The sequence below is a fragment of the Aeromonas sp. HMWF016 genome (assembly GCF_963878195.1).
Classification (GTDB): Bacteria; Pseudomonadota; Gammaproteobacteria; order Enterobacterales; family Aeromonadaceae; genus Aeromonas; species Aeromonas lacus.
This window is the reverse complement of record NZ_CAWNWX010000102.1, coordinates 7,542-34,197: the sequence shown is the minus strand read 5'-3', so window position 1 is coordinate 34,197 and position 26,656 is coordinate 7,542. Positions and strand designations below refer to the sequence as shown.

Genomic DNA, 26,656 nt, shown 5'->3' with positions numbered 1-26,656 from the left:
CAATCGCCGTTATGCCGAACAAAGACTTAATTGTGTGACTTCGCCGGATGTTCGCAGTCTTTTCCTGCCCGTTTGCCCCATTTCAGCTGAGAGTGAGCTGCGCTTCTGTCAGTGCCTCATCCGGTTCGACATGGATCAGCACGATGGCGTGGGGCAGCTCTGCCATGATGGCGTGCTCGATGCGATCACAGATATCGTGGGCTTCACCAATGCTCATCTCGGGCGGCAGGGTGAGGTGAAAGTCGATATGGCGGCGACGGCCGGCACGGCGACTGCGCAGGTCGTGGAAGCCGCTGGCGTTCGGACAGCATTCGGTGATGATGCGGCTGGTCATGGCCAGCTCTTCCGGGCTCATGCTCTCGTCGATCAGGGGCTGGAAGGCCTCATTGAGCATGCTGATCGCCTCTCTGACGATAAACAGGGCAACCCCGATGGCGACCAGCGGGTCGAGTATGGCGAGAGAGTGGCCAAACAGACCGGCCAGCCAGATCCCGCCAAGGCCGACCGCCACGCCAGCGGAGGTGAGCACATCCGCCTTGAGATGCAGAGCGTCAGCCGCCAGTGCAACCGACTCCTCTTCCCGGGCCACCTTGTAGAGGTAGGCAGAGACGCCGCTGTTGACCAGCGCCGAGATGACCATTACCAGCACACCCCAGCCGATGCTCTCGATGGCGGTTGGTTGCAGGATTTTGTCGACCGCCTCGAAGATGATCCAGCCCGCGGCGAGCAGGATCAGCAGCGCTTCGATGACGCCGGAGACGTTCTCTATCTTGTCGTGACCATAGGGGTGGCGATCATCGGGAGGCAGATCGGATTTTTTCACGGCGAACAGGGCGATCAGGGCGGCTACCAGATCCATGGCGGAGTGGATGGCCTCCGAGATAATACTGACCGAGCCGCTGGCAAATCCGGCCACCAGTTTAATGGTGATCAGGCTGATATTGGAACAGACCGATACCATGGCTGCTCTGGTTTTTCTGCTCATGAGACTATTTCCTGAATAAATAGCTGACTTTCCGATGTGGCCGGCCATTATATAGAGTTGTTCGAAAATAACCTATTCAGGGTTGTAACTTCATGTTTCCGGTGATATTGAGAATGCTTATTAAAATTGTGGCGCTTAAATGCATTGAATATTTATAAGTAAGTTCCTTCTCTGCCTGGTTTTATTATTCATCCATTTTTCATGCGGTTGTTCTGAGAATATCAGTGGAACAACATTTAATAATGCGAATAACTCTTTTTTGGTCTTTCATGCCGGCCCTATTCCCCTGTCTGGAACAGGGGATTTATGAGACGGAGAATGAGGCTGGATCCGGACGCATATGGGGGGTATGCTGGGTCTGGTGATGGTCAGGTGCCATCGCATATAGCGTACTGAAGTTGATGATTCGGATGACATGCTGGCTCCCTTGAGGAACCAACTGTCTGGGTAACATTTTTGGAGTTTGATGATGAGTAACAAAGAACATCACAACGGCAAAGATGCCAAGAAAAAACCGCAGATGTCACTGAAAGAGAAACGCGAAGCCAAACGTCAGAAAGCAGAACTGAAAAACGGCAGCGCAATGAAGTAACGCTCCCTTACTGCTGTTCCTTAGGAGCCAGTACAAAGCCAGCCTGTGATGGGCTGGCTTTTATGTTTCCGGCCCGCAGACAATGTCGCGATTATTCCCCCTGAAACAGCAACCCTTTGATATCCATCCCTGACGGGAAATAAATCGTTTTTCTCCAGAAAAGTGACTGCTGCGATCTGGATATAAAAAAGCCCTGATTAATCAGGGCTTTTTTAATCTTGCGACGGCTTAGAACGGTTAGATTTACCTGATACATCACGACTGAGTGAACTATGTGACAATAACTGGCTGCATGCAAAAGGATTTGAGCGCTTAAATGTCCAATTGGATACATGAGATGTAATGTTTTTTGTCAAATATCTCATAACATGCCCTGTTAAACATTACATTGTGGTCAGCGACCACTGAGTAGATGGAGCCGCCACAAAACCAAGTTTGGCATGGAGCAATTCTGTTTTTGTTAGATTGCCTGCTGCCTCTCAATCTCGGCCAGTAAGTTCTGGACTAACCCAGCAGCAAAACGCTGACGACCAACAAGCTCATCTTCGTCTTCGCCATCTTCACCATAGAAGTGAGCGTAGGCAACAGCCCCCACCTTCTCATAGCCTTCACCATGCTCGTCATCCCCAAAACGCCTAGCGAGCGCCGCGAACCCATCTTTCAAGGCCTCTGGGTGCTGTTTTGAACGAATGCGCTGAACGAATAGGGCGGCGACTTCCTCTATCGAGCCTGAGTATTTGAGCACATGAATTAGGTCGGCGGCATCCTTCCTCTCCTGACGTTGATCCAGGGCCAGTGCTTTCAAAATCACAAATGCTGGCACATCTGCAAATCGCACGATATCTACTGATAGACCACCACCATCCAGAAGTTGGGCAGAAACTTCCTTCTCCTGATACCAGTCGTGGACAATTTGGGCATGCTTAATGGTGAGTGCCGATACTCTTTCCCCATCGACGCTGATGGCCCTACCCGGCACCTCACCTCCAGCATCCCGGAGAAGCTCAACAACCACCTCAATATGTTCATTAACCCTACGACGCCAGCGCCAAGATGCGGTATTTCCCTCTTCGCCCCCACGGGTAAACCCACGTGCATTTAATTGGTCCGCAAGGCTAGTGTATTCGTCGCCAGCTGCCAGTACCTCTAGGTTTAACACTATGTCCACGTCCGAAGTACCGGCATGCAAAGGAACATCGGGCGGGGTCGCTGGAGTGAGGTACCGAGGTACCAAGCCACCGACAAGCCTCAGAGTTTCTTTCAGATTCCCAAAGGCGCTTAGCAGTGTGAGCAACGTCCTCTCACACGCCGATGTAACATTTTGATCGTATCCAGCCGCTGTTTGAGGCTTCAATCCCGTTGCCATAAAGACTCCAATTGTTCTCTGATATGTTCCGCCAGTTCTTTGTTGCGGCCTCGACCATCCAATAAGTCCAAGTAAAGAATGTAAGGGCTTGCGAAAAAGGCAGGGGGGGCCGGGCGCACATTCCGGTAAAGCAAGCTCGCGGGCTCGCGCTCAATGAGGGTGACATTAGCTCCTTTGCTCACTGGCTTCAGGCCGAGCACGTCAGCCATCTTATCCGCATAGCCCTTGGGTACAATGATCTCTGCCCCCTCAGTGCTAGTCAGCAACGGAGCATAAATATTAGCGGCTGCAGCACCTGTGAACGCCCACGGATAATCTACCTTCTGACGGTCTATCCGCTCCGCTAGGTGAGCGAGCAGGAGCTTGGGGTTTTCCACAAAGGTGTACCACTTTGACTTCTTTTCTTTGCGCTGCTGCCACTGCTCAGACCAAGCGTCCAAAAGCTTACCAGGGTGAGCGAGCATTCTGCGTTTGCTCGGTCCTCCACCAGTAGACTCCACCCACTCACGCAACGTCAGCTCCTGCAACACGAGAGAGCAGGTGTACGCGGAAGTTTCCGCTTGTTCGGCCAGTTCTCTACCAGTTAACCACCCATGACTATTCATCAGAAGCGCGTGGATTACACTTTCACGAGCCTCAGTGAAAAGCTCAATGCCTTGGGTGTTCTTTTTGGAACGGTGAGAAGGCTTTTCGATATTGATGAGCCAGCCGTCGTGCTTTAAATAAAGGCTGCCTCCCAGTTCAAATGAGGCGATATTCTGTTCCCTAAGCTCCTGCTTAGCCCCTGGGCTCAGTACGCCTGCCGCGAGCAGTCCAATCGCGTCGTGACTATGATGAGTTTCGCGTATGCTCCTGTGGAGCTGGTACACCGCATTCCTTAAGTCTCTTGGATAGACCTCCCTTTTGACTTCGACTAATACCAGTAGGGTTTTACTCGGAGCCTTGATTACGACCATGCCATCAAGCTCACCCCCAACCCCATCAAGCTCGTGCGAAGCATTGTGCACTGAGGCTTCGGGGCCGAATGCTTCAGCAAGAGTCTCCACCAGTGCATTGAGCATCTGCCTTTCGAACTCGAACCCCGAATGATGCGAGTAACGTTCCATAAAATTAGCCTCCAAAGCATCATTAGCTGAACAGCAAAAAATGCCTTTTCAGCTAATTATTAGGCCTTACTATATCATTAGCTGAGCAGCTAACAATCTGTTATAAGCTAATCTTTGTGTATCCTACCTTGTATTGGCCAGCACGCCCCATGGATGAAGGGGGGCAGTATCCTTCATTTCCCGACGATGATCTTGGGTCCTCAAGATCAAAAACGCAGGTACATCGGCATACCGTACCGCTTCCATCGAAAGGCCTTGATCATCTAAGAGATGAGCGCCGATTTTGCGGCGAATTGTTCTCAACATTTAGTGCGATTGATAATCAACCTTCTACATCCCAAAAGACTTGTAAGCTTTTAGTGTGAAAAGGCTATTGTGACATTGCCTTCCAAAAATTTCGGCCAAGCTCCCTGGGAGGCCCATTGTTCCTATGCCGAATAACAGAGGTTGAAAAGTTGTCTTCTCCCTTGTTTACAAGGAGTATAAATAGCGCTGTGTGACAACCACTGAGAGATACCATGGCTGAGAACGTACTTATCAACCTGCTGAAGCAACATGGCCCTATGCTCAGCAGCGATTTGTCCAAACTACTTGAGACCAAGTGCAGACTGAATCCCGAGGCAGCCAGGAAACGTGTTGGGCGTGGTTGCCCTGGTATGAATCGGCTCAACCATATTGTTTTCCCTCATCGCGCTCGCTTCGTATATCGCCAAGAAGACTACGGGTCCCCATTTTTCTTCAGGAATCTGATGGACGCGTTGAGAAAAACGCGGAGTACGTACTTCGCCGCGTTACAGGCTCTGGATATACGTGACAACGTTATGCCCAAAAACCATTTTCTGATCGCCTGTGGTGCCCCCATTGCTCAGAAGAAGCACGTTTCAGCCGAAAGCTTGCTAGAGAGGCTGATCAAGGCGACTTTGGTAAAAGAAGTGGCACTTCTAGGTGGTGAATTATATGTGGTACGGATAGATCATCTCCAAATGCTCGACGAGACAGCCCTGTCTGCCCAGACGAAGGGCCGTCTCATCGCCGAAAAGGTCACACTGTTTGCGGTAAAAGACTGGTCACGCAACCTAGGGATGGTCAGCTACGACTCAGTGGAAACTCGCGAGGACGAAGACTCTAGTACCTTACCAAAAGTTGGGACTTTTAATTGGGACCTGGCCGGTCCTTCGTATCTGTTTCCTATGCGAGAGTACGTTAACACCACCCTCAAACCAGGCTTTTTCGTCTGTGATATCGTCCTAAACGGCAGGGTTAGTGTTGACCAGCTGACTGGATTCATCAACAAATGCACTACGTTGCGCAGCCTCAGAAATGTTGGTAAATGCCTTCAAATCTTCGTCGCCGAAAGCTATCACAACGATGCTTTTACCCGTCTCAAGGAGATGGGGATTATTCCTGCGACCACAGAAAGTCTGTTTGGCCGTGATGTGGCATTAGCGCTAAAAGAACTATGTTCTGTGTTGCGCGACACCGCGAAGCTCACCCAAAACCCAGATGCGCTGGATAAAATATTCTGTGACCTGTCCCGAATTGAGGGCGCGACATCGACATTACGTGGCAGCCTATTTGAGTTTGCGGTAGCACAAATCACGAGATCCACATTTCTAGGATATCAGCAGGAAATGAACCGGATTGTCAGAGACTCCATCGGAGCAAAGGCCGAAATCGACATATTGGCACAGCGACCGAATCACGAAGTCGTATTCATCGAATGCAAAGGCATACATCCGATCAGCACACTCGGTGACGAAGAAGTAGAGAAATGGCTCACCAAACGCATCCCAGTGATCAGAGGTTTTGTGAAGACACATTCGGAGTGGACGCATTTAACTCAGAGATTCGAACTATGGTCGAGCGGCAAGTTTTCCGAAAACGCAATTGCGATGGTCACGGCTGCACAGGCGAATAACCCGAAGTTCAAAATCCATCTCCGTGATGCTGACTACGTGTTGGCACAAGCCATGGAGAGTAAGGAAGCTGGCCTGTTGAAGACCTATCAGCAACATTTCGTGACGCATCCGATGCAGGAGTTTGAAAGAGCCCAAACGCGAGAGAAGCGCAAAGCTGACAGAACAGCAGCTAGGTTGAATAAGCCACCGATAGAGGTTCTTCCTCAGTCGGTCAGCCTTTCTGCATCTGAAAAGTAACCGGATTTAGGGGTTCTAAATACAATCGTTTGAGCATCATACGGAAAGGAAGTGGTTGATTAGTCTAGCCGAAGGATGCTCGTGGATCATTCGCATTGAGCAAAACCTGTGTAGGTTATCGCCGATGGTGATTTATAGAGCGTCCCGCTCTCTAAATCCAGCTGCAATCAGTCCCCCTCGTAGCTCTTTTAGACTTGAATGGGGCACTGCCAGCCAAAACAAATTCTTAGCTCTAGTGATAGCTACATACCCAATCCGACCTTCCTCGCTATTTGTGCCTGCAAGTAACGCTTTGACATTGGGTTTCTTTGTCACAAATAAAACAGCTCCTATAGACTCGCCTTTCACTTGGTGCACAGTTTCTACCCTGATCCCTGGGCCGCCGTTTTGAGTCGCTACTGCACCGGCGAGGGGCTGGTCCGGTAGCTTAGTTTTCGCCAATTTGTTGCCTAACTTGCCAACGGCCTTTAATCCGTAAGTTTTCTCTATATCTGCGAGAAGAGTTTTGACATTCTTTACGAGTTTCGGATGCCATTCTGTTCCAGCTATAAGCGCAGACGATGGAAGCCCAATCTCTGTGTTACGGCTGAAACTCCACAGCAATCGTCTAAGCCCGAGCATCCACGTTTCATGGGGTGTTCCTTGCAGATTTGAGCTGAGCCTATTCGGGGGGTTATCCAGTAACCCGACGACAGCCCTGCATACAAACTTAAAGCACTCCTGATAGTGCTCCTGCTGATCTCGTAACAACGAAGCCTCAGCAAACATTGCTGTGATACCTTGCCCTGGAGGGGCTGTTTTCCCTGCTAGTACCGCCGCCCGATCCGCCCCCCGACTGAGAATCACTGCATCCTGGTGTTGTATATCTAAGCCATCAAGATGCATCTTGAATGATTCAAACAGTTTGGACAGATCCGAGTCCTTGTACCCTATGAAAAACGCTCCGCCGCCCTCCTCATGCTGCCGCTCTGACTTATCATCGCGGCCACAGAGCATGTTGGCGATATTGATGATCGGAGGTAGAGAGCGGTAGTTACGAGTGAGTTTATAGCCTGTCACCTCAGCACGATCTGTATAGGCGTCTAGGAATGAGCCGTCAGCCCCAGCGAAGCCATAGATACCTTGGTTTACATCTCCGATGAGGGAGACTTGCGCACCTGCATCGATTAACATTTTCAAGATTGCCTGATGCAGTGTACCCAGATCTTGGGACTCATCGACCAGAATCTGAGGATAGCGTGCCACCAGAGCACGCAGTATTGCAGGTTGATGGGTCAAGGTCTGATATACCCAGTATCGTCCAAGCTCATGAGTGTAGGCGCCCGTATGGCCCAGACGGTTGATACACTTTATAGCCTTGGCAGAATCAAGTTGTTCTTCCCGGCCGCGTGTATCGGTGAAAAAGAAGGTGGCCCCATCTTGCATACCTACTTTGATATCTTTGATCGGCAGCGGGTGGCTATCGTCAGACCAATAGCGAAAATTGTTTAGGAAAGGCTCCGAGCCAGATACCAAGTACGCAGCCTGAGCCGCCCCCATCGTCCGGTAAGCATGGGGGCGCAGTACATGTTGGGTGAAAAAACCGTCAAGGGTATCCACTTCCACGCGCTTACGATTGCCCTCATCCGAGAGGGCTGAGGCAAGTTGTGCATATCCCTTATTAAACGTATTGACCGCAACATTGGAGAAGGACAAAAGTACGACGCGACCACGGCTTGTTTCCATCTTCTGCCGGATTGCGATCAGACGCCTAATGGCTGTAGCCGTTTTTCCACTACCGGCGCACGCAGTCACAGCGATAGGTACCAACGGCGCATTGATTACGTCTTTCTGCTCATCAGAGAGATTCATGGTTTGACGGCTCCCTGGCAGACATGCTGGATGGCTTTCTGAAGGTAATCGGGTACCTCACACCCCGGCGTTTTGGCAATCTGCTCAGCAAATGCCTGACCGAATCGGCCCTTTTGCACATTGCTGCTGCTGTCTTTGCGCTCGAACATCCCGCAAAACAGCGCCTTGGCCTTCGCAGTGTTATCTGGTTGAGCATCAACAATCTTGCGTAGTGTTTTTGAGATCCTTGGATGTGGGTCGGCTAATGCCGTAAGCATCGGGCCGCGGTTCGCCTCAAGTAGTGCTAGATCGTATTCTAGGGTTTTCAGACCGTGGAAGACCTTCACGAAAGTGTCTTCCAACCCTTTCATCTTGATGGTGTTGCTAGATAGCCTTACATCATCCCCAAGCGATGGGTAGACCTCTTTCCTTTTAACTTTCTTCTTCACCGTTTCATCGATCGGCTCTTCCTCTTCAGGTGCGTCCGTATCTTCCAAGTAGGCAGCCTCGGCAAGCAGATCTTCAACCCCTTCCACATCCAATTCACCTTCTGCCAGGACTACGACCTCTTCTTCTTCGAAAGGATCGGCGTCGGTCACGACCGCGACCGGAATTCGTAGGCCTTGCTCACCAAACAGTGGTAGGAATGAGTCGAAATTGAGTCCCTCTACACTAATCAGGCTGACCCCGTACTCCCGGAGATCGAGGCCCATTAAAGTGGCAAGCGCGTCGACCAGCATGAGCTCTGCAGCACCCTCGACGAAAATCACTCTGCGAGCAAAAAACAGTTCTGCCCTAGTTACATCCAGATAGCGCTCAAGTTTTTCACGTTTGCCCTTGGCAAATTTGATGTCACGGGGGAAAAAAGTCTCCACGCCGGCATCGTTCTCTACTAAGCACACAAGAGATTCGAGCTTTGAATTGCTGGCAAAATTAGGCGAGTGGCTGGTGACGAACAACTGCACAGATTTTTCACCTTCACTTCCCGGTACTCCCGCGAGGTAGCGCAGCAGCACACGCTGCAATTGAGGGTGCAAATGCGCTTCTGGCTCCTCGACAATCAAGCTCCGGTAGGCTGCGTCAGGATTCTTAGCCAGCTCACTAAGCACTACCGCCATGAAAATCAGGTTGTTGAAGCCCAGCCCGTTTTGCTCAATGTCCAAAGCTTCAGCTGTGAGGGTAATCCGAGCAGAAAGGCGCTGAAAATCCGTGGCGCTGAGACCAACGGCAAGCGTTTGTGCCAGCTGTTCGCCCATCATTGAGTTATGTCGGGACGATATGGCGGTATGGGTGTGTTGAATGGACTCGTTCTGTTGAAGCTTTTCGTCGAGCTCCTTCAGAGCATCGTTGATCGCTTTGCGACCTTCGTCATCTGTGAGCAAGTGAAGCAAGCGTGCTAGCTGACTGTTACGGCTAGGTCTAAGCCCCTGCGCTGCATCCCGAAGAGGCTGTAAATAAACGCCTCGGAGGTTTTCCATCATATCTGAGGTAAGCGCAACCTCCTGGTGCTCCCCACACCAACGTTTCACTCTAAATCGCCCCGTCTGATCCACATCGGTGTACCGGACATGGATATGCGCCTCCATGGTCTTTGCGCCACATGGCTTAAGCGCTGCGAGGAAGTCAGCCTCATCTTCGAGGCTTAGATCTCTAAAGACAAAATGGAAATCGATATCTCCACTAGGCTCACCTTCGGCAGGGCGATGTCGGTCAGAGACATCAAGGCGGGGATAGGGTTCATCATGTCCTGCGAGAAGCGTCCGAAGAGCATCTACTACTGCACTTTTGCCTACGTTGTTTGGCCCTACCAGTACATTCAAACCAGGCTGGAATTTCAGCGTGGCATTACGCAACTTGCGAAAATTCTTAATCGTGAGCTCAGCGAGATACATGAAGGTCTTCGTCCTAAGTAATCGTTCCGAAATGTAGAGTATTTATCCGGGAAAAAGGGAACACTGTACCGTTTGTGTGAGCTGGCCTATCGTCAAACAAATCAAACGACAAATCAGCTGTAAGTCGCCACCAGTTTGCCAGATTCTTTGTAATAGCCATGTGATTTACATGGTATTAAAAAAGAACTCCGATTGAAACCGTTAACAAAATCCATATCCAGAGAACTTACTGTGATCTGGGCGGAATAAATGAGGGGGCTACCTCCATCAGCCCGTGGATGCCTATATTGAAAGTAGAGTTATCGTCATAGCTGAAAGGCTCATGATGGTGGCCATGGATTATCGTTGTTGCCCCAAGTGACCGGGCTAGTTCATCGATAGCCAGAAAGCCGTGTGGGTGAGCGATAGGGGCTTCATGTGTAACAAGGATATCGGCCTTAAGGCCCTCGAAGTATTGAATATCCTCGGGGAAAATTGAACTCCGATGTTTGCGAGGCAGGCCGCCTCGCCAGAGGTTTCCTTTTCCACAGTGGGCAATGAAGTTTTTCCTAGTTGTGTACCGTGGGAGGGCTGGGGGATACCAGACCTGGCTGCGGAAGATCCCGCCAAGGCCCGCAATCTTCAAGCCATCAATTTCCACGACTCGGTCATGGAGGTTACGCTCAGGGCAAGCAAACAGGTGGTCGTGATATCGAACTTCATCTGTATCATGATTGCCATGGATGAACCAAACGTCAGTCCTCTCCAGGATGGGGGCGAAGGTTTGCTCACACGACTGTGACAGGCACAGATCCCCCAATATAATCACCGCAGTGGGCTTTACCTGCTGAACACGTTGGATTATGTGGTCGAATTCCCCATGGGGGTCACCGCAAAACAAGATCATGACGTTTCCGTTGAGGCATGATAGGAACATGCACCGATGATAGCTAAAGGTTGCAGTAGACATGAATCAAATCTGAGCAATCAATTAGGGGATGCTATGCAGCAATTTACCCTCGAGGCAATGATCATGGACACATTCCGTGATCTGGAAGTGACAGTAACCAATAGGGCTATTTATCATGCATTAGTGGGGCATGAGCACATCCAGGATATTGCGCCAGAGTTGGGGCTGGCTCTGCCGCTAGGCTATCGCCTGATCTGTGTGACAACTCGACTCGGTGGAGACAAGTTCGAGATTGCTCTGGTCAATGACCATACGGTTGAAGTCGCCTATTACAACCAGGTGATTATCGTTCACTGCGAAGACTTGGAATGTCGCCCAGCTTCCCAGCAACGGGTTTGGCGCTCGTACAATCAGCACCACAAGGCCGTTCTTCGAGATCTGCCATCTGCGGTATTCTTCGGCTACATTCTGGCTCGCTATGATGTGATCCTGAGCGATAACATGCAGATCGGCGCGGGGTTGCACTTCTGGAAAGCCAGAATGTCCGAGGCGCTTTATCGTCGGTTGTACGTGTACCACTATCAGCGGATAACCGGTGAATTGCATCAAATCCGTACTGATGCCGAGCTGGCCGACCTGTCGGATCAGATATGGGGTAACCCCCAGCCGCACGAATGGCAGCTCGCTATCATTGCCTGCAAGCCGTTACCGTGCCCTTTTCATATCCGCAGATAGATCCGCTCGCCTGATACACAAAGTCCCACAGTGTCGGTGCTTTGTTTGTTTTGACACTGACGTTGTCATCCTATTTGTTGGGGGGCGATCGGGTTGTGCTTTTCGTCATCGTATTCAATAACTATCTTTTTTCTCCGTCAGAACGTTCACGGTCAATTTTTGTCAATGGTGCATTAAGCTGATGTTCTTTCATTCCATGCTTGTATGCGTTGTATTGCCAGATCACAAACTGCTGTTTGTACCTCCGGTTCTCTTCTTTAAGCTCTTCGATTTCACTTTCAAGATTCACAATCCTGGCTGCTGCAATGCTCAAGCTTGCTGGGCGCGGATTTTTAGAGCCTCGGCCTTTAAGCGCCTCTTTCTTTGTTTGATAGGCAGTCACTATTGCCTCATGTGCATTAAGGGACTGTCTTGATGGCAACTTTCCGACCAATGGCTCTGCCGCCTCGCAGATTGCGGACCAGGATAGTTTTGGTTCCTGCCATCCTCGAATTAGGTTCACGATGGCATTAATGTCTCTATTGTCCAGATGCTTAGCCAAGGCCTCCCCCTAACAAAGTTGTCAAATTATCTAACATCACAGCTTCTTCGTTTTTTTTGCCGATTCGCTCAATAGCCTCAGTAAACTTCTTTTCGGCAACACGGCGCAGCTGGCTGAAATCATTGCCCCGGAGCTTAATCTGGGCACCATTTTCAATGTCTGGATTCTCTAAAATGGCGACTAGTTCGCGAAGCCGAGTGATAGTTTTCTTGTGGTACTGATACCAGCGATCAGCCCCCATATCGCCGCTTTTCACTGCCGCGTCAGCAAGAAAAAATAGTCGCTCAGAGTTCACCAGACGTTTCTTAATTCGATCCAACTTTTCGATATCATCACCTTTAATACAAACCTGTTCGGTACAATTGATGCAATCCCGGAACTTCTCGCAAGGACTCATTGTGTAATCATGCACACAGTAGCCGTACTCCGTCACATGGACTGCGGCATGCTCTAAGGTATTGAACTCCTGCATAGTCATGGGCAGATGCTTTGCCGCTTTGCCAACAGGTCCAAATAGAGCTTTTGTGGGGTCTAGGCGTTCAGCCATGCCCACCAGTTCGTACTCGGTCATGTGGTTATAGGTTCGATTCTGCTTCACATCAGCCCGCCCTGACCACTTAGCAATTTCCAGGTTTGATAGTCCGCCGCGCTGGGCAATGGTGTTGAGCAGGTGCCTTGCCTGGTGCGATGTCAATTTAACCCGTTCTCCGTTTTCTGCACGGTAACCATGGCGATCAAAGATGTTGACATGTTTTTCTGCTAGCGTTTCACGAGGTGCTAAATCATTATTGAAGAAATTATTGGTTGGTTTATGTAACTCGATTGGAATACATCCACGCTTCCCATGGAACTGATTTGCATTCAGTGCAAATAAGGCATTGCTGTACTTAATTCCTTTATCTTTATCAAACCACGGAAAGTCATCAGGTAAGCGTGCCATAGCATAGCGCCACAGATTATTTAGCGTATGTACACCATCTTTTGCAGCCAGACCGTGACCATAGAGAGCCATGTAGCATTGCTTATGTGATTCATGGACAAAACCGAGTGCCATACAGGCTTGCCTCATCGTTAGTGGTACATCATCAGCAACATCAGGACAGTTGGCATGGCGGTAAAATTTATCTGGATGTTTCTCAATCCACTTGGCTAGTTTTCGGGCATTTTCAGATAGCATTCTGACTCTGGAAACGGCTTTTTTGGCAACGCTGATCATCACGGTTGGTATCCATTTGATATCGCCCTCATAGCCTTTCCCCGCAAAAAAACGCCAGCCATAGCGTTCTATCCCTTCACGATCCTTTTCGAACACTTCGCAATCTACAGGCAGTGCTAGTACCTCAGTTATGCGTGAGGGGGCTGACATCAACATGGCAAATACTGATGTTGTGAATATGTCCCGTTCTTGAATTGGGTCGTTGGCAAAAATTTCTGCCAACGCATGGAGAGCAATATCACTTGGAAGTTTCTCTTCCCTGTTTTTCTTCGCTTCCTTGCCTGTTTTGTTATTGTCCTCAGGACGCTTAATTGGATTGACCCAGTTGTGCACAGCGCTTGGTACAAGCTTATGTTCAACTACAAACTTCGCCAACCGCTCAATCTCTCGGCCACAATGATATGCTGAGCCATCGGAATAGTGTTGCCTTGCCAATTCAGCTGCTTCATCAAGCACTGAAATAGACAGGCCATCAATACTCGCGTTCCCATTTATTTGAAGCAAAGCCGCCTCAACCGCTCTAAGGGCCTTGCTTTCATTCTTTGCCCCCGTGGGACGATGCCCCTGCTGATAACGAAAATAGGCTTTGGAGAACTCAATGAACGCTGGGTCTTGTGCCTCTCCCAGAATAGGTTTTCGAGTAATAATGCCCAACTTGGCAAACACAGTTATGTTTGGCCAAACAGGCTCTCTCCACTTGAGGTCAGAGCCGAATACAGTCAATTCATCTCGACATTTAGCGATGAAGGCTTCAAGATTTTCTACTGCTGTCAGCGTAGACTTTGGCTTGAACTGGGCAATCTCAGCCATTGCTAATTAATCCCCGTTGGCTAAGTTCTTCACGACGTGAGGCGCAACGTATGAGCACGTCTGCTACCGCGATGATGCTACGATCGAGTACAGCAGCAATCTGGATGTCGCCTGTTATCTCTTTCACCCGTTCACGCTCATTAAGCAGGCCCTGATAGACATCTTCATGTGGGCCATCCAGCCATGGCTGAAAATGCATGCAGGTGTAGCAAGGAATAGGAACATTCGCGCCACAAAAGCCATGCTCGCCACAAGTACCAACACCCAGGCCCATCTCGGTACGAATACGGCTGGTAGGATCGTTCCCTCGCTGAGCGTCCCTCTCTGAATCGACAAGGACCCCGATAAATGCCTGAGCGTATGGCGCCAGTTGAAAACCAACTGCCTCATCCAGCTTTTTCACATGTTCGGGGATATTCTTGATATAAACACCTGCGTTTTGGCTGTCTGTATGGTCAAGCAGTTCAGCAATCACCAACTCGCCAAACCCTTCACGGGCAGCCCGTGTACCGGTGGTATAGCGAAAGCGACGAGCATTGATATGCAATAGATCACCAGTACGTTCTGACCGGATATCTGATTCTTCTACGATTAAATAGAACGTTTTAGTTATCACTGAAGAGGCGATGTGGAGTTTGTCAGTGGCGAGCAGTTGGCGGAATTCATAAGGGGATTTGATGGTCGCTAGCACATCAAGATCAGGAAACAGAGGGATCTGCTGCCGATCAGCTTCCTGCAATTCAATCCCGAGACGATTCTCAACCAGAGTAACAGCATTCCTTGCCTGAGCACTCAGGACTGCCCATAGTTCAAGAGTCATTGCATAGGGCTTGAAGCTTTCGCGAAAAAAGCTGTTACGTTGTTTGGCTCGCGGCACATTCAACACATAGAAGGGTTCACCCTTTTCATTTTCTCCGCAGAGAATATCAACCACGCGCAGCTGCGAGATCTGGATTGAGCGACGTCCCGTATGACTGACGCTAAGTGCCATAGCCAACTCAGTGATGGTAATTAAGCTCATTTCATAAGCTCGTACAACTGCCTCGTTAAACGCTTGAAGTTCATTATCCGTCAACGGCCCCTCTAGAGGATCCAATCGCTTAACCGCATCCCCCTTACGTCCCCCTTTTAACCTCCATCCCTCCAGCAAACACGCCACGTTCTTGCTAACACCGGGATAGCCCAGCATGTGCCACTTTCGCAGGAAAACACTAACGCAGCCTAACTCATGCTCATGAGCCGCATCCAAAGAAGACCTGTATCCAATCAACATGATATCGTCAATACGAGTAGCTTTAGTTGCACGAATCATGTCTAAGAAACACAGGAAAATATGTCTCGTGTATGCAGCGGACAGGTTCCTGGCATAAAAGGACAGGGTATGAAGAAACCCACTCAGAGTCTCAGGATCCAGAAGGTCATGTAACATACCAACCGAAATATTGCTGTTTTTATCTAATCTCCACATAGTTTCATGCAACATGAAATAGTACCCATTAGCTTTCGCTGGAATTCGAACGGACTCCAACGCAGGTAAGGGATTATTCGTCATCATTCTTCAAGTCCTCAGGCAAGCGAGTACCGTTACCTTTTTGTAATGCCAAAGCGGCCTCAAACCCTTTTTGCTGAATGAAACGCTTGTTGTAAGTCGCTGCGGTTCCTGAGCCATCCCTCCAGCCCATTAAGTACGAGCGGACTTGCTCTTGGCGCTCCTCGCTGACTTGCTCATCCATGGCATCCATGCGCTCTGAAAACTTGCGATTCCATGTGTGACGGAGTGAGTGTCCTGTTGCTGCATACAATTGCGGCGAGACGGTCCTGACCACGGAAAATATTTTGTGATACCCCCCTTTGGATATAGGGTTTCCCACAGTTGGCCCACGCTTGTAAGTCACAAACAGGTAGTCATTTTTCTTCGCATTTAGGACATTACGACGATCTTGGGTGATATAACTATGCAGTTCTTGAACTAAGGATTCCGCCAACGGTAATAGCCGCTCTCGAGTTTTAGCATTAGGCTCATTAGTTCTCGAGTCAGCTCGTTCATCTGCTCGCCTCACGATACGGATCCTGTTAGTGCTAAAGTCGATATCCTGTATTCTGATGTTTAACAATTCACCACCTCGAATACCAAGATAAAACAGAAGCAATATCATCAGCCGATTGCGACGCTGGACATCCATTGAAAAAGGGTTTGACGCTGATCCAGGCTGGATGTGTTCAAATAACGCATCCAATTGAACATCACTCAATGACTTGTCTTGCAAATCACCATTTCTGCCCTGTTTAGATGGTCGGCGCGTCTTTATCTGCTCCGCCATTGCATTGATCTGTTCAACAACTTCCAGCTCAGGCATCTTTAAGATATGCATCGCATACCAGCGTAAATAGTTGGCAAACGTTGTAAGGCGGGAATGTTGTGTTCCGTTATCCACGATATTGGTCAACTCATCATCCAGCCAAGGGTTGGAGAGTGCCTTTGATGACATCCTGCCTTGCTTGCGCTGAGCAAAATCTCGCAGATCGTCCATCTCATGTGGTTTGAAGAAATCTTTGGTCAATAACCGTTGTTCAAGGTTAATGCCACGACTATCTAGAAAGCGTAACAACAAGACTAGGTTGTTAGCAGCAGCTAGCATCGTGGAGAAGGCATTCCCTTTATTGCGGATTTGGGTTGTTAAAAACAGAGTTGGGTAATACATGGGAAGGCCAGAAGCACGATCCACCACCATGCAATAGCGCTCGCCACTATCCATAACAAATGTTGTAACTCTGTAGTTCTTTTCCATGCACCCACACCTCATAAACATTACACAATTACAAGGTACCCTATATGTGAAAAATCACCACTTGATACAAGACACTTTTCCGGCGCTATAAATAAAAAAAACCCCTGAATTAACAGGGGTCTACGTTTACATTCTTTACAGATAACTCTAAGGTCATCTTCAGAACGGAATGTCGTCGTCGAAATCCATTGGCGGCTCGTTGTAGACCGGCGGGGCAGACTGGGGCTGCTGGGCCGGACGGCCGTAGCCACCCTGCTGCTGCATGTTTTGCTGCGGGGCGGCGGCCGGACGCTGCTGGTTCATCGGCTGCTGCATGGCTTGCTGCGGCTGACCCCAGCCACCTTGCTGGCCACCCATGTTGTTCTGGCCCATGCCCTGACCGCCTTGCGGACGGCCACCCAGCATCTGCATGACGCCGGTGAAGCTGTCGACCAGCACTTCAGTGGTGTAGCGCTCCTGGCCACTCTGATCCTGCCACTTGCGGGTTTGCAGTTTGCCTTCGACATAGACCTGAGAGCCCTTCTTCAGGTACTCGCCAGCCACTTCGGCCAGCTTGCCCATGAAGACGACACGGTGCCACTCGGTGCGCTCTTTCTGCTCACCGGTCTGCTTGTCGCGCCAGGTTTCAGAGGTGGCCAGAGTAATGTTGGTCACAGCACCGCCACTCGGCATGTAGCGTACTTCCGGGTCTTGCCCGAGGTTACCGATCAGAATGACTTTATTGATGCCTCGACTGGCCATAATCTCTCTTCCACCTTTATATTCCGGTCAGGCAAGGCCTGGACCCACTAAATAAGTTACCGCGCTTTTTTCATGACCATGTCGTTATCATATTGAACAGCATGGTTTTTCTATAACCGTTGCAGCAATCAGAGTGCTCGTTTCGCGTGTTCTGATTCAGGTTTAGCCCCCAATAGTAACAGTTGATCACTCTGCGGGCGAGCGCTTGCTGGTGTGGATTGGGGGCAAACTCGCCGCCTTGGTCAGGGTGTGACGAAGGGGCTATCCATCGTAAAAAAGGATAACGGCGATAGATAATGCCTGTCTATTCATCCAGTAGTCTCTATGCCATACTGACTCGCTCAGGTTTCCGTATCGAGCGTGCAACAAGATGGAAAAGATCGTGGTCCGGGGTGCTCGCACCCACAACCTCAAGAACATCAATCTGACCCTGCCCCGCGACAAGCTGATCGTGGTCACCGGTCTCTCCGGTTCGGGCAAATCCTCTCTGGCGTTCGATACCCTCTATGCCGAGGGGCAGCGCCGCTATGTGGAGTCCCTCTCCGCCTATGCCCGCCAGTTCCTCTCCTTGATGGAGAAGCCGGACGTCGACCATATCGAGGGGCTTTCGCCCGCCATTTCCATCGAGCAGAAATCCACTTCCCACAACCCGCGCTCGACTGTCGGTACCATCACCGAGATCTACGACTACCTGCGTCTGTTGTTCGCCCGGGTCGGTGAGCCGCGCTGCCCGACCCATGCCATTCCGCTCGCCGCCCAGACCATCAGCCAGATGGTGGATCAGGTGCTGGCCCAACCGGAGGGGAGCAAGCTGATGCTGCTGGCCCCGGTGGTGCGTGATCGCAAGGGGGAACACACCAAGCTGCTGGAGAATCTGGCGGCCCAGGGCTACATCCGTGCCCGCATCGACGGCGAGGTGTGCGATCTCTCCGACCCGCCCGCGCTGGAGCTGCACAAGAAGCACACCATCGAGGTGGTGGTGGACCGCTTCAAGGTGCGCGATGACCTTGCCTTGCGTTTGGCCGAGTCGTTCGAGACGGCGCTGACCCTCTCCGGCGGCATCGTACTGGTAGTGCCGATGGACGGTGAAGAGGGGGTTGCCCCCATGACCTTCTCCGCCAACTTCGCCTGCCCGGAGTGCGGCTACTCCATGTCGGAGCTGGAGCCGCGCATCTTCTCTTTCAACAATCCGGCCGGTGCCTGCCCTACCTGCGACGGCCTCGGGGTGCAGCAATATTTCGATCCGGCCAAGGTGATCGGCGATCCGGCCATCAGTCTGGCCAACGGCGCCATCCGTGGCTGGGACAAGCGCAGCTTCTACTACTTCCAGATGCTCAAATCCCTCTCCGAGCACTACAAGTTTGATCTGGATACGCCGTGGGAATATTTGCCGGTCAAGACCCAGGATGTGATCCTGCGAGGTTCCGGTCGCACCGAGATCGAGTTCCGTTACATGAACGATCGCGGCGACGTTGTGGTGCGCAAGCACCCGTTCGAGGGGATCCTGCACAACATGGAGCGGCGCTACCGTGAGACTGAATCCAACTCGGTGCGCGAAGAGCTCTCCAAATACATCGCCAACAAATCCTGTGCCAGCTGCGGTGGCAGCCGGCTGCGGGAAGAGGCACGCCACGTCTTCGTCGACAACCGCAACCTGCCGGCCATCGCCGAGCAGTCCATCGGCGATGCGCTGGCCTTCTTTGAAGGGTTGAATCTCACCGGCCAGCGCGCCCAGATTGCCGAGAAGATCTTGAAAGAGATCGTCGAGCGGCTCGGCTTCTTGGTGAACGTGGGTCTCAACTACCTGAGCCTGTCGCGCAGTGCCGAGACCCTCTCCGGCGGTGAGGCGCAGCGGATCCGGCTGGCGAGCCAGATCGGTGCCGGTCTGGTGGGTGTCATGTATGTGCTGGACGAGCCCTCCATCGGTTTGCATCAGCGCGACAACGAGCGTCTGCTCAAGACACTCACTCATCTGCGTGATCTCGGCAACACGGTGATCGTGGTGGAGCACGATGAGGACGCTATCCGCCTTGCGGACCATGTGCTCGACATCGGTCCGGGAGCCGGGGTGCACGGCGGGGCCATAGTCGCGCAGGGTACGCCGGAGGAGATCATTGCCAATCCCGAGTCACTCACCGGTGACTACCTCTCCGGCCGCAAGCAGATCGCCATCCCGGCAGAGCGTACCCCGCTCACTGGCAAGTGGCTGAAACTCAAAGGGGCGAGCGGCAACAACCTGTGCAACGTCAACCTGGATCTGCCCATCGGAGTGATGACCTGCGTCACCGGCGTGTCTGGCTCCGGCAAGTCGACTCTGATCAATGACACCCTGTTTCGCATCGCCCACCGCGAGCTGAACAAGGCGACCGAGTCCACACCGGCGCCCTATCGCAGCGTGGAAGGGCTTGAGCATCTGGACAAGGTGGTGGATATCGACCAGAGCCCCATCGGCCGAACCCCGCGCTCCAACCCGGCCACCTATACCGGTCTGTTCACCCCGATCCGTGAGTTACTCTCCGGCACCCAGGAGGCGCGTTCGCGCGGCTACCAGCCGGGCCGCTTCTCCTTCAACGTCAAGGGGGGCCGCTGCGAGGCGTGTCAGGGGGATGGGGTCATCAAGGTGGAGATGCACTTCCTGCCGGATGTCTATGTGCCGTGCGACGTCTGCAAGGGCAAGCGCTATAACCGCGAGACCCTGGAGGTGAAGTACAAGGGCAAGAACATCCACGAGATCCTCGAGATGACGGTGGAAGATGCCCGCGAGTTCTTCGATCCTGTGCCCGCAGTGGCGCGCAAGTTGCAGACCCTGATGGATGTGGGCCTCTCCTATATCCGCCTCGGCCAGTCGGCGACCACCCTGTCGGGCGGTGAGGCGCAGCGGGTCAAGCTGGCACGCGAGCTCTCCAAGCGGGATACCGGTCAGACCCTCTACATTCTGGACGAGCCGACCACCGGGCTGCACTTCCACGATATCCAGCAGCTGCTCAAGGTGCTGCACCAGCTGCGGGATCGTGGCAACACCATTGTCATCATCGAGCACAATCTTGATGTAGTGAAAACTGCCGACTGGATCGTCGATCTGGGGCCGGAGGGAGGCGCCGGTGGTGGCCGTATTCTGGTGACGGGGACACCGGAGGAGATATGTGCCAATAAAGAGTCTCATACAGCACGCTTTTTACGGCCCCTGCTGGAGAGATAAACCGTTATAATCGTGGGGCCTTGGGCCCCTTTTTTATGATGAAAATCGGGAGCTTGGAGGTTTCTGGCGGTGCGTGGCATCGCAGCATCACTGCAATGGATATGTCGGTTTATGGCTCAGGCTTCGCGCACCATCGATCATCAGTTGGCTTACTCCATGTTTCCTATCTGGCTGGGCGCCATCTTGTTGCTGCTGATCGTGGTGGCCTGGGCTCAGGTGCCAGCCGCCAATCGGATTGAAGATCAGCGGATGAGGGAACATTTGCTCCGGGTCAGTCGGGTGGTGCAGGCCGATCTGGCCTCACTCAATGCCTTGAGTCGTGACTGGGGGCTTTGGGATGATAGCTACCGCTTTATGGCCAGCAAGAAGCGCGCTTACATTGAATCCAATCTGCTTAATGACATGTCGATGCAGGACTTTAGCCTCAACCTGATGAGCTTTATGGATCTCAATGGTTATGAGGTCTGGACCCGCACCCTGCTGCCCGATGCCCCCGGTGTCAATCCGGGTCAGTTTCCCTACTTTCTTGACGAGTTGAAAAGAGAGCTGAGAGAGCAGTCATTGGCACTGGGCGGAGGCAATCTGCACGGGATCCGCGCTTCGCAATGGGGGCCTCTGATGTATGCCTGGCAGCCCATACGGGATAGCAAGGGAGCATCCACGTCCAACGGCTTCTTGCTGCTCTTGCGCTGGCTCGACAAGAGCTACCTTGGCGAGGTATCGGAGCGCACCGCTCTGCCGCTGACCATTACCCATATCAATACGGATCTCACCGCCTCGTTTACGCCGCTGGGGCCACAAATGACCTATCGCCTGACCAATCTGGGTCTGGCGCGTCTTCGAGGAGAGGTTCGCCTGCTAAACAGTGAGCGCCAGCCTGTGCTGACTCTGCAAATCGAAGAGGAGCGCACGGTTTTGAGCGGTGTACTGGAGGGGGCGCTCTGGACTTTCGTTGGCATGCTGGCTATCAGCTTCATCTGCGTCACCATCGCCATGTCCCGCTTGAAGGCTATCGTGCTGACTCCCCTGCAGCAGCTGGTTGCGGCGTTGCAGCGCTTTGGCGATAAACCGGATGCAGGCTTGATCCCGGAGATCGACAGCAGTGTCGAAATGGCCATGCTGAGCGGCAAGTTTCGTGAAATGGCCAGCAAGGTGAGTGAACAGCATGATCATCTGCTGGCGAGATCGAACCGGATGGAAGCGGCCGCCTTCACCGATCCGTTGACCCGCTGTTTTAACCGACGTTATCTGGATGAGTGGTTGCGATCCCATGCGGCGACCCCTTGTCTGTTGTTACTGCTCGATCTCGATCACTTCAAACGGATCAACGACGAGCTGGGGCACGATATCGGTGATCTGGTGCTGGGTCAGCTGGCCGAGTTGCTGCGCAAAATGGTAGCTGGCGAGAGTGAGCCTCTCATCAGGTTGGGAGGAGAGGAATTTCTGCTGCTGTTGCAGATAGAAGATGAACAAGAGGTGGCCCTGCGCGTCGAATACATCCGCCAGCGGATTGCTCAGCATCGTTTTGGTCGTGAGGAGCTGCCACTGTGGTTGACGGTTTCTGCGGGATACTGCAGTTACCCGCTGCATGGTGCGATGCCGGATTCATTCTGGAGCCATAGCTTCAAGCTGGCCGATATGGCGCTTTATCAGGCGAAACAGGGGGGCCGCAACCAGTGGCGAGGTTATTCGGGGAGAGTGCCTGATGATGCTGTTGGTCAATCCGCTGAACAGCTCGCGCATAGCTTGCTGTTAACCGAGCAGATGTCAAAGAGTCGCGTTTAACCCTGACGCACGAGCACAAGGTAGGCTATCGCGAACATGAAACCGAACAGGATAAAGAGAAAGGAACCTATTCCCCAGATGGCAGCAAGTATGGCTCCCACCTTTTGCCACCGAGACTGATTCTTCATAAATAAACCATTACTTCCTGATAACTTGTGCGCCGCAAAAATACGCTTTTTTACATTGATTAACAACAAGTCGCCGAGGGGAATTGCCCAGATAAGGTGTGATTGGATTGCACCTTAATCGAAGCGGTATTGTCATCAAGGCAACGCTATCGAGGCTTTTGGCTTTCCGAGAGGGGGATTAAACGAACCGCAAAGATGTCAGCGCAATCAATTTATTTCTGTGCAACCTTTGCTCCAAGTCAATAACTTTGCATTTACAAGGATCTATAGTCAGCGGGCTTACAGCATCAAATGAAAACAAAAAAGGATTACGTGATGAAAAAATTACTTCCTCTGATGATTGCCGCTGCAGTGACCTCTCCTTTCGCCATGGCCCACCAGGCTGGCGACATTCTGGTTCGTGGCGGTGCCGCAATTGTCTCCCCCCAAGGGAGCAGTGACAACGTACTGGGTACCGGTGAATTTGAAATCAATAACAATACTCAGCTGGGTTTGACTCTTGGTTACATGATTACCGATAACTGGGGTGTCGAATTGCTTGCTGCAACGCCTTTTTCTCATAAGGTAAGCACTGCTGGCTTGGGTGAAATTGCCAAAGTTAAGCACCTGCCGCCGACCCTGATGGGTCAATACTACTTCGGTGATGCCAAGAGCAAGGTTCGTCCGTATGTTGGTGTCGGCATCAACTACACCACCTTCTTTGACGAGAAGGGCGTTGGCAAACTGGATGGTGCCAATATCAGTCTCGATGATTCATGGGGATTGGCGGGCCAGGTTGGTATCGATATGGCTGTAACTGACCGCTGGTTTGTGAACGGCTCAGCCTGGATCATGGACATTGACACTGATGTAAAAGTTGATGGCGTTGGCACTTTTAAAACACATATTGACCCAATGGTCTTTATGCTGGGTGTTGGCTACCGTTTCTGATGATCTGATTCTGACGGCCCTTTGCTCTGGGGCCGTAGAAAATAGCAATGTACGTCTCTTTCAGCCCGGCTTGTGTCGGGCTTTTTTGTCCCCGCAATTGCCGCTGATTGTGATCCAGTCCCATACAAATCAATTAAATACCCAAGCCTGGTTTCAGTAATTAGCCACCCCCGCCGATAGTGACTATGTTCACTTTACTTTCCCCCAATGAGTGAGGATGTCTCCATGGGTTTATCTATTGTGCAGCGGATCATCGCAGGATTCGTGTTGATGCTGCTGTTGCTGATCCTGCTTGGCATGATCAGTACTTTCAAAATCAAAGGGATCAACGAGGGCCTATCGGCAGTCTCCGATCGGGCTACACCACTGGTCGTCGCCGTCGCGGGTCTCAAGGGGGCGTTGCAGGATAGTAACCGTTGGGTGCTGGTATACCGTACCAGTGAAGATGCGGCTCAACTGCCGCAGCTGGCCAGCCAGTTCAAAGAGCAGCAGAACCGTTTTGCCCAGCTTAGTCAGGAGATGGGCAAATTTACCGACGTGGCGGATGCCCGAGCCCGTTTTCAGCAGGTCGAAAATGCCACTCGCCAGTTCTACTCGCTGGCAGATCAGGTGCTTGCCCAGCATGGCCAATGGGTCAGTGCGCTGGATCAGCGCCGCAAGCTGGAGATGGCGTTTATCCGCCTCGAAGATACCTACCAGTGGGCTGCCGACTTGCTGCTGCAACAGACGGCCAGCAAACGCTCCATGCGCAACAAGGCTGAGCTGATTACCTCCGGTATTGCCCGTGATTTGAAGAATATCCGTCGTGCCGATGCCAAGACCGATCTGAACGAGCTGGAAAAGGTGCTGAGCAAGGATATCGAGATGGCCCGCAAGCGGCTGGATCGGGTGCTGGTGCCTGATGATGTGAAAGCCCGTTTCGTTGCCAATCTGGATCGAATGCAGGAGCTGGCACTTGGCCCGCAGGGCCTGCTGGCAACCATGCGTCAGGCCCAGCAGCTGGAGTTGTCACTGGCAAGCCAGAACCAGCAGCTAGATGCCAGCTTGATCAACAGCCTGAACCTGCTCGATGAGATGGGGAAATCCGCGAGTGCAATTGCCAGTGAAAGCCGGGTCAACGCCGATGCGGCGGTCACCAGCGCCAGTTTCTGGATCCTGGTGGTAGCTGCCATCTCTGCCGGTGCAGCACTGGTGATTGGTTATACCACCACCCGCAGCATTCAGCGGCCGTTGCAGATGATCGACAAGGAGCTGAGCTACATGGCGGCTGGGGACATGACGCGCCGCATCAACTATCGCAGCAGTTGCGAATTTGGCAGCCTCTCCCGCTCCATCGATACGCTGGCGGGCAAGACTGGTGAGCTGCTCTCCCAGATCAATGCGGGCTCACGCCATCTGGTGGATGAAGCGAGCCGGGCTGCCGAGATCAGCGAACGTGCCATGTCGCGGGTACAGGAACAGAAGAGCCAGACCGATCAGGTCGCAGCAGCCATCACCGAACTTGAAGTGAGTGCGACCGAAGTTGCGCGTTCTACCGATGGCACCAAGCGCGAGGTTGATCTGGCGGATGAAGAGGCTCGCAGTGGCCGCCAGAAAGTTGCGACCACCCGCCGAATTACCGAACAACTGGCCGGTGCCATGGAGGAGGCCGTTGGCATCACCTACAAGCTGGGCGAGTTCAGCAACAACATCGGCAGCATTCTTGATGTGATCCGCAGCATTGCCGAACAGACCAACCTGCTGGCGCTGAACGCCGCCATCGAGGCGGCCCGGGCCGGCGATGCAGGTCGTGGCTTTGCGGTGGTCGCTGATGAAGTACGGGCGTTGGCCAATCGCACCCAGACGTCGACCGAGGAGATCCAGGGGATGATCGAGAACCTGCAGAGCTCCAGCAAACATGTCGTCGAAGTGATGGGGCGCAGTCAGGAGCAGACCCAGAATTGTGTAGAGCAGACTCGCGAGATGGACAGTGCACTGCAATCCATCGCCGATCGGATGGGTGCCATCAAGTCGATGGCGGATCAGGTGGCGCACGCCGCTCAGGAGCAGATCTCGGTCAGCCAGGGAGTGGCTCGCCATATATCGGGTATTGCCGAGGTGGCTTATGAGACGGAGCGCGAAGCGCGCGAGTCGGCCAGCAGCAGCGAAGTGCTGGCTGAACTGGTCGCCAAGCAGCAGCAACTGATTGCACATTTCAAGGTCTAGGAGGGCTTATGTCTAAAAAGTGGATTGGAGCCCTGAGTCTCCTGTTGTGTGGCCAGTTGATGGCCAGTGAGTTGGTGATAGAGAGCTGGCGTACCGATGACAAGGCGCTGTGGGAACAGAAGATCATCCCGGCATTCGAGGCGTCGCATCCCGGTATCAAAGTAAGTTTTCATCCGGTGCAGAACGTCAACTATATGCCGACCCTGTGGGAAAATCTGAAGGGTGGCAAGGCCGGTGACCTCATCACCTGTCGCCCGTTCGATGATTCGCTAGCGCTGTTCAAGGCGGGTCATCTGGCTGAGCTGACCGAGATGGCGGGGATGGAAAACTTCCCGAGCTTTGCCCAGTCGCCCTGGCAGACCGATTCGGGCGCTCAAACCTTCTGCGTACCCATGGCGTCGGTGATCCATGGCTTCTTCTACAACAAGAAGATTTTCAGCGAACTGGGGCTTGCCGTACCGCAAACTCGTGATGAGTTCTTTGCTGTGCTCGACAAGGTGAAGGCGGATGGCCGTTACGTGCCGCTTGCCATGAGTGGTTCCGAGAGCTGGGTTGCCTCCGAACTGGGTTTCCAGAACATTGGTCCCAACTACTGGAAGGGTGAGGATGGGCGACTGGCGCTGATTGGCGGGCAGGAGCGGCTCGACAATCCGCAATATGTGAAGGTGTTCGACGAGCTGGCTCGCTGGCACGACTATCTTGGCGAGGGGGCCGATAGTCGCGATTACGCAGCCAGCAACGAGCTGTTTACCTCCGGCAAG

At 52.3% G+C, this 26,656-nt stretch carries 19 protein-coding genes; 8 read left to right on the top strand and 11 right to left on the bottom strand.

Features of this window, described 5'->3' with window-relative positions; translation table 11 throughout:
* Nucleotides 1-82 precede the first annotated feature (82 nt).
* Complete coding sequence (locus AACS24_RS16975; RefSeq protein ID WP_108571429.1) at nt 83-985, bottom strand: cation diffusion facilitator family transporter; 903 nt, start codon at nt 983-985, stop codon at nt 83-85.
* A gap of 466 nt (nt 986-1,451) precedes the next feature.
* Between AACS24_RS16975 and AACS24_RS16970 the strand changes: the two genes are divergently transcribed.
* Nucleotides 1,452-1,577 (top strand): hypothetical protein, encoded by a 126-nt coding sequence (locus AACS24_RS16970; protein WP_019445191.1) that lies wholly within the window; start codon nt 1,452-1,454, stop codon nt 1,575-1,577.
* 460 nt (nt 1,578-2,037) lie between these two features.
* On the opposite strand, the gene AACS24_RS16965 is transcribed toward AACS24_RS16970, so the two are convergent.
* Together AACS24_RS16965 and AACS24_RS16960 are read right to left on the bottom strand one after the other, a co-directional pair.
* Nucleotides 2,038-2,943: a hypothetical protein gene (locus AACS24_RS16965; protein WP_108571428.1), complete on the bottom strand. Its 906-nt coding sequence runs from the start codon at nt 2,941-2,943 to the stop codon at nt 2,038-2,040.
* Nucleotides 2,928-4,049 (bottom strand): type IV toxin-antitoxin system AbiEi family antitoxin, encoded by a 1,122-nt coding sequence (locus AACS24_RS16960; protein WP_108571427.1) that lies wholly within the window; start codon nt 4,047-4,049, stop codon nt 2,928-2,930. The genes AACS24_RS16965 and AACS24_RS16960 overlap by 16 nt, the downstream gene beginning before the upstream one ends.
* A gap of 518 nt (nt 4,050-4,567) precedes the next feature.
* Here AACS24_RS16960 and AACS24_RS16955 point away from each other — a divergent pair.
* Nucleotides 4,568-6,205: a hypothetical protein gene (locus AACS24_RS16955; protein WP_108571426.1), complete on the top strand. Its 1,638-nt coding sequence runs from the start codon at nt 4,568-4,570 to the stop codon at nt 6,203-6,205.
* Between the two features lie 132 nt (nt 6,206-6,337).
* On the opposite strand, the gene AACS24_RS16950 is transcribed toward AACS24_RS16955, so the two are convergent.
* The 3 genes from AACS24_RS16950 to AACS24_RS21980 all read right to left on the bottom strand — a co-directional run bounded on the left by AACS24_RS16950 (nt 6,338) and on the right by AACS24_RS21980 (nt 10,813).
* Nucleotides 6,338-8,056, bottom strand: a complete 1,719-nt coding sequence (locus AACS24_RS16950) for a UvrD-helicase domain-containing protein (protein WP_108571425.1) — start codon at nt 8,054-8,056, stop codon at nt 6,338-6,340.
* Nucleotides 8,053-9,927, bottom strand: coding sequence for an AAA family ATPase (locus tag AACS24_RS16945; RefSeq protein WP_108571424.1), 1,875 nt, complete (start codon nt 9,925-9,927; stop codon nt 8,053-8,055). Before AACS24_RS16945 ends, AACS24_RS16950 begins: the two co-directional genes overlap by 4 nt.
* 226 nt (nt 9,928-10,153) lie before the next feature.
* Nucleotides 10,154-10,813 (bottom strand): metallophosphoesterase family protein, encoded by a 660-nt coding sequence (locus AACS24_RS21980; protein ID WP_108571423.1) that lies wholly within the window; start codon nt 10,811-10,813, stop codon nt 10,154-10,156.
* Between the two features lie 96 nt (nt 10,814-10,909).
* Here AACS24_RS21980 and AACS24_RS16935 point away from each other — a divergent pair, with 96 nt between their 5' ends.
* Complete coding sequence (locus tag AACS24_RS16935) at nt 10,910-11,551, top strand: hypothetical protein (RefSeq protein WP_108571422.1); 642 nt, start codon at nt 10,910-10,912, stop codon at nt 11,549-11,551.
* A 121-nt stretch (nt 11,552-11,672) separates the two neighbouring features.
* Here AACS24_RS16935 and AACS24_RS16930 read toward each other — a convergent pair whose 3' ends face one another.
* From AACS24_RS16930 to AACS24_RS16910, 5 genes are all read right to left on the bottom strand, one after another.
* A complete protein-coding gene (locus AACS24_RS16930; protein ID WP_181364218.1) occupies nt 11,673-12,092 on the bottom strand; it encodes a hypothetical protein in 420 nt (139 codons plus the stop codon).
* Nucleotides 12,085-14,118 carry an integrase gene (locus AACS24_RS16925; protein ID WP_108571421.1) on the bottom strand — a complete coding sequence of 678 codons (2,034 nt, stop codon included), beginning with the start codon at nt 14,116-14,118 and terminating at the stop codon, nt 12,085-12,087. The genes AACS24_RS16930 and AACS24_RS16925 overlap by 8 nt, the downstream gene beginning before the upstream one ends.
* Entirely contained in the window at nt 14,111-15,673 is a 1,563-nt protein-coding gene (locus tag AACS24_RS16920) for a site-specific integrase (protein ID WP_219927734.1), read from the bottom strand. Before AACS24_RS16920 ends, AACS24_RS16925 begins: the two co-directional genes overlap by 8 nt.
* Nucleotides 15,660-16,907: a tyrosine-type recombinase/integrase gene (locus tag AACS24_RS16915; protein ID WP_108571420.1), complete on the bottom strand. Its 1,248-nt coding sequence runs from the start codon at nt 16,905-16,907 to the stop codon at nt 15,660-15,662. The genes AACS24_RS16920 and AACS24_RS16915 overlap by 14 nt, the downstream gene beginning before the upstream one ends.
* A gap of 159 nt (nt 16,908-17,066) precedes the next feature.
* Nucleotides 17,067-17,648 carry a single-stranded DNA-binding protein gene (locus tag AACS24_RS16910; protein WP_108571419.1) on the bottom strand — a complete coding sequence of 194 codons (582 nt, stop codon included), beginning with the start codon at nt 17,646-17,648 and terminating at the stop codon, nt 17,067-17,069.
* A 370-nt stretch (nt 17,649-18,018) separates the two neighbouring features.
* Between AACS24_RS16910 and uvrA the strand changes: the two genes are divergently transcribed.
* From uvrA to AACS24_RS16885, 5 genes are all read left to right on the top strand, one after another.
* Nucleotides 18,019-20,847: an excinuclease ABC subunit UvrA gene (uvrA, locus tag AACS24_RS16905; RefSeq protein WP_108571418.1), complete on the top strand. Its 2,829-nt coding sequence runs from the start codon at nt 18,019-18,021 to the stop codon at nt 20,845-20,847.
* A gap of 111 nt (nt 20,848-20,958) precedes the next feature.
* Nucleotides 20,959-22,632: a diguanylate cyclase gene (locus AACS24_RS16900; protein WP_108571417.1), complete on the top strand. Its 1,674-nt coding sequence runs from the start codon at nt 20,959-20,961 to the stop codon at nt 22,630-22,632.
* A gap of 443 nt (nt 22,633-23,075) precedes the next feature.
* Complete coding sequence (gene ompW / locus AACS24_RS16895; RefSeq protein WP_042032192.1) at nt 23,076-23,690, top strand: outer membrane protein OmpW; 615 nt, start codon at nt 23,076-23,078, stop codon at nt 23,688-23,690.
* A gap of 225 nt (nt 23,691-23,915) precedes the next feature.
* Nucleotides 23,916-25,895, top strand: a complete 1,980-nt coding sequence (locus AACS24_RS16890; RefSeq protein WP_108571416.1) for a methyl-accepting chemotaxis protein — start codon at nt 23,916-23,918, stop codon at nt 25,893-25,895.
* Nucleotides 25,896-25,903: 8 nt separating this feature from the next.
* A partial coding sequence (locus AACS24_RS16885) for an ABC transporter substrate-binding protein (RefSeq protein ID WP_258222974.1) occupies nt 25,904-26,656 on the top strand: 753 nt, incomplete at its 3' end.

What these genes read in the sequence shown, in the direction of transcription:
- AACS24_RS16960 (WP_108571427.1), bottom strand. Translation starts at nt 4,049, where the DNA reads ATGGAACGTTACTCGCATCATTCGGGGTTCGAGTTCGAAAGGCAGATG.
- AACS24_RS16970 (WP_019445191.1), top strand. Translation starts at nt 1,452, where the DNA reads ATGATGAGTAACAAAGAACATCACAACGGCAAAGATGCCAAGAAAAAA.
- AACS24_RS21980 (WP_108571423.1), bottom strand. Translation starts at nt 10,813, where the DNA reads ATGATCTTGTTTTGCGGTGACCCCCATGGGGAATTCGACCACATAATC.
- uvrA (WP_108571418.1), top strand. Translation starts at nt 18,019, where the DNA reads ATGGAAAAGATCGTGGTCCGGGGTGCTCGCACCCACAACCTCAAGAAC.
- AACS24_RS16955 (WP_108571426.1), top strand. Translation starts at nt 4,568, where the DNA reads ATGGCTGAGAACGTACTTATCAACCTGCTGAAGCAACATGGCCCTATG.
- AACS24_RS16915 (WP_108571420.1), bottom strand. Translation starts at nt 16,907, where the DNA reads ATGGAAAAGAACTACAGAGTTACAACATTTGTTATGGATAGTGGCGAG.
- AACS24_RS16945 (WP_108571424.1), bottom strand. Translation starts at nt 9,927, where the DNA reads ATGTATCTCGCTGAGCTCACGATTAAGAATTTTCGCAAGTTGCGTAAT.
- AACS24_RS16975 (WP_108571429.1), bottom strand. Translation starts at nt 985, where the DNA reads ATGAGCAGAAAAACCAGAGCAGCCATGGTATCGGTCTGTTCCAATATC.
- AACS24_RS16890 (WP_108571416.1), top strand. Translation starts at nt 23,916, where the DNA reads ATGGGTTTATCTATTGTGCAGCGGATCATCGCAGGATTCGTGTTGATG.
- AACS24_RS16900 (WP_108571417.1), top strand. Translation starts at nt 20,959, where the DNA reads ATGGCTCAGGCTTCGCGCACCATCGATCATCAGTTGGCTTACTCCATG.
- AACS24_RS16920 (WP_219927734.1), bottom strand. Translation starts at nt 15,673, where the DNA reads ATGATGACGAATAATCCCTTACCTGCGTTGGAGTCCGTTCGAATTCCA.
- AACS24_RS16950 (WP_108571425.1), bottom strand. Translation starts at nt 8,056, where the DNA reads ATGAATCTCTCTGATGAGCAGAAAGACGTAATCAATGCGCCGTTGGTA.
- AACS24_RS16910 (WP_108571419.1), bottom strand. Translation starts at nt 17,648, where the DNA reads ATGGCCAGTCGAGGCATCAATAAAGTCATTCTGATCGGTAACCTCGGG.
- AACS24_RS16935 (WP_108571422.1), top strand. Translation starts at nt 10,910, where the DNA reads ATGCAGCAATTTACCCTCGAGGCAATGATCATGGACACATTCCGTGAT.
- AACS24_RS16965 (WP_108571428.1), bottom strand. Translation starts at nt 2,943, where the DNA reads ATGGCAACGGGATTGAAGCCTCAAACAGCGGCTGGATACGATCAAAAT.
- AACS24_RS16925 (WP_108571421.1), bottom strand. Translation starts at nt 14,118, where the DNA reads ATGGCTGAGATTGCCCAGTTCAAGCCAAAGTCTACGCTGACAGCAGTA.
- ompW (WP_042032192.1), top strand. Translation starts at nt 23,076, where the DNA reads ATGAAAAAATTACTTCCTCTGATGATTGCCGCTGCAGTGACCTCTCCT.